This is a genomic window from Caulobacter sp. S45 (assembly GCF_903642205.1).
In the GTDB taxonomy this organism is placed as follows: Bacteria; Pseudomonadota; Alphaproteobacteria; order Caulobacterales; family Caulobacteraceae; genus CAHJWH01.
Genome location: NZ_CAHJWH010000245.1, coordinates 1 through 2964 on the forward strand (window position 1 = coordinate 1; position 2964 = coordinate 2964).

The 2964-nt window shown below is 67.3% G+C and carries 2 protein-coding genes; one reads left to right on the forward strand and one right to left on the reverse strand.

Features of this window, described 5'->3' with window-relative positions; translation table 11 throughout:
• Positions 1-1241: 1241 nt before the first annotated feature.
• A complete protein-coding gene (locus HUV06_RS15585; RefSeq protein WP_174302157.1) occupies positions 1242-2528 on the reverse strand; it encodes a DNA polymerase IV in 1287 nt (428 codons plus the stop codon).
• A 143-nt stretch (positions 2529-2671) separates the two neighbouring features.
• Between HUV06_RS15585 and HUV06_RS15590 the strand changes: the two genes are divergently transcribed.
• Positions 2672-2964, forward strand: a 293-nt coding sequence (locus HUV06_RS15590) for a response regulator (RefSeq protein WP_174302158.1), incomplete at its 3' end; no start/stop codon positions are given.

The window sequence follows — 2964 nt, forward strand, 5'->3', positions numbered from 1 at the left end:
TTTGCTCCTCTCTGTCGTGATAGGTGTGCCGCCGTGCTCGCGGCGGTCAAGGGACGCTCCGCTCTTCGCCCTTGACCGCCGCTCCGCGCGACGGCTGACGCGTGAGCGTCGGGACGCAGGGCGTCCCGAAATGAAGTCCGATCGCCTCCGGCGGATCGAACACAGGGCTGACGCAAGGAAGATTGCTCATCCTCCTCCCCTGCGAAGCGGGGGAGGTGGCGGCGAAGCCGACGGAGGGGGCGTCCCCGCGGTCACGGCCGGCCAGCCTCGCCTTCATCCACCCACATCACCCAACCCAGCGCCCGCGACGCCCCCTCCGTCACGGCGCGTATCCGCACCGCGCCCAGATGCGCCTTCGCGCATCAACCCCCGCTGCGCAGGGGAGGAGAAGACAAGCGCCGCCCCAAGTCCCAGCCCTGTGTTCGATGCGCCGCAGGCCGTCGAACTCTGAAAACGGGACGCCCTGCGTCCCGACGCCCACCCGTCCGCCATCGCGCGCAGGGCGGGTCAAGGGCGAAGAGCGAAGCGTCCCTTGACGCGCCTGAGCACGATGGCACGTCCGCTGATCGGAAGGACGCCAATGCGGGAGAACGACCCTGAGCGGACTTTGGCCCTTCTGATACAATCCTCACATGCTCTACGTCGTGGGTGGTTGTAGCCGAAGCGGTAAGTCGATCTTGGCAGAGAGAATGCGTGCTCGACACGGCGTGCCCTGGTTTCCGCTTGATGCGATCAAACTGGGGCTTCATCTGGGAGCGCCTTCTCTGGGCGTACATCCAGAGGATGACGACCTCTTAACCGCCGATATCATGTGGCCCATCATCAGGGGCGTTCTTCAGCATCTAGATTTCGACGGGCGAGATTTTCTAGTCGAGGGGGTAAACCTGCGTCCCAGTACGCTGTCAGAATTCCGAACAGAGATAGATGCGCCCGTCCAGGTCTGCTTCCTTGGCTATCCAAGCATACCTATTGAGAGGAAGGCATCCCAGCTTGCCTCGTATGCTGGGTTGCCACAGGATTGGCTGCATCGAACGGGGCCAGACAATGTCCGCAGATACCTGGAGGTAAGCCGTTCCCTTAGCCAGCACCTTCAAACCGAATGCGGCAGGGTCGGTCTTCCGTTCATCGATACTGGCATGGACTTCGAAGCAGGCTTGCGCGAGGCGGAGAGCCTTTTGACCGCTCCTGAGCAGTTCCGAGTGGATCAGGCATAGATCCGCCCGCCACCCTATCGCGTCACTTCAAGCGTCTGCTTGCCGCCCCTCACGTCCCCGCCGCAGCGCCCGCCCGCTCACCACGGCTACCGGCCCGAACCGCCCCCGTAGCGCGTCCACGGCCGTCTCCATCGTGCGCGCCCGGGCTTCGCCGTCGCCGCCGAACAGGTCTGCCGCCGACGCCTCGACCTCGGCCAATTCCGCCAGCCCTACGCCGATCAGGCGATAAGCTCTCACCCCCACCTCCGCCGCCAGCATCTCGCGCGCCACGGCGAACAGGGTGCGAGCGGTCTGGGTGGGAGCCGGGAGCGTCCGTGAGCGGGTCAGGCGGCGGAAGTCGGCGGTGCGGAGTTTCAGGACCACGGCGCGGGCGGCAAAGCCGTCGGCGCGGGCGCGGGCGGCGACCTTCTCGCAGCAGGGCCAGAGGCGGTCCTCCAGGGCTGAAAGGTCGCGGAGGTCGGTGTCGAAGGTGGTCTCCGCGCTCACGCCCTTGCGCTCCGAGTTCGGGTTCACCGCGCGGGCGTCCTGGCCCTGGGCGAGGCGGTGCAGGCGGAGGCCGTTGGCGCCGAAGCGCTGGGCCAGCGTCTTCTCCGAGGCGGCCGCGAGATCGCCCACGGTGGAGAAGCCCGCCGCCTCCAGGCTCTTCACGAGGGCGGGGCCGACGCCGGGCAGGATGGAGACTGGTCGGGGCGCCAGGAAGGCCTGCGCCTCCTCCGCCCCGATCACCGCGAAGCCGCGGGGCTTGTCGAGGTCCGAGGCGATCTTGGCCAGGAACTTGTTGGGGGCGAGGCCGACGGAGATCGTCAGCCCCGTGGCCCGCTCGATCTCGCCCTGCACCCGCGCCAGCTGCCAGGCGGCCGACCCGCCGTTCAGCCGCTCGGTGCCGGAGAGGTCGACCCAGGCCTCGTCCAGCGACAGGGGCTGGACCAGGGGTGTCAGCGCGCGCAGCTGGTCCATGATAATGCGGCTGGCCGTCTTGTACTTGGCGAAGTCCGGCTTCACGATCACAGCGTCCGGGCAGAGCTTCCTCGCCTTGAACATCGGCATGGCCGAGCGCACGCCGAAGGTGCGAGCGATGTAGCAGCAGGTGGTCACCACGCCGCGCACGCCGCCGCCCACGATCACCGGCAGCTCGCGAAGTTCGGGCCGGTCGCGCTTCTCGACCGAGGCGTAGAAGGCGTCGCAGTCCAGGTGCGCGAGGCTCAGCTGCTCAAGCTCCACATGGCGCACCAGGCGCGGCGAGCGGCAGGCGGGGCAGCGCCGCAGGTCCGTTTCACCCCGCCACAGGCAGTCTCGGCAGACCCCGGGGGTCATCTCGCCTCGGCTAACGGGGCCTTAGGGATGTGCATGGGATAGACGTATCGCACAAACGGGGCCGGTTCACGGTCCCCAAGGGTGGTGGCGTGAGCGCATCGACGGCCAAAACCGTCCTCATCGTGGAGGACAACGAGCTGAACATGAAGCTCTTCCACGACCTGCTGGATGCGCAGGGCTACGCCACGCTGCAGACGCGCGAGGGTCTGGGCGCTCTGGCGCTGGCGCGCGAGCACCAGCCGGACCTGATCCTGATGGACATCCAGCTTCCCGAGATCAGCGGTCTGGAGGTCACCAAGTGGCTGAAGGAGGACGAGGCGCTGAGCCACATCCCCGTGATCGCTGTCACCGCCTTCGCCATGAAGGGCGACGAGGAGCGCATCCGCCAGGGGGGCTGCGAGGCCTACATCTCCAAGCCGATCTCGGTCGGTTACTT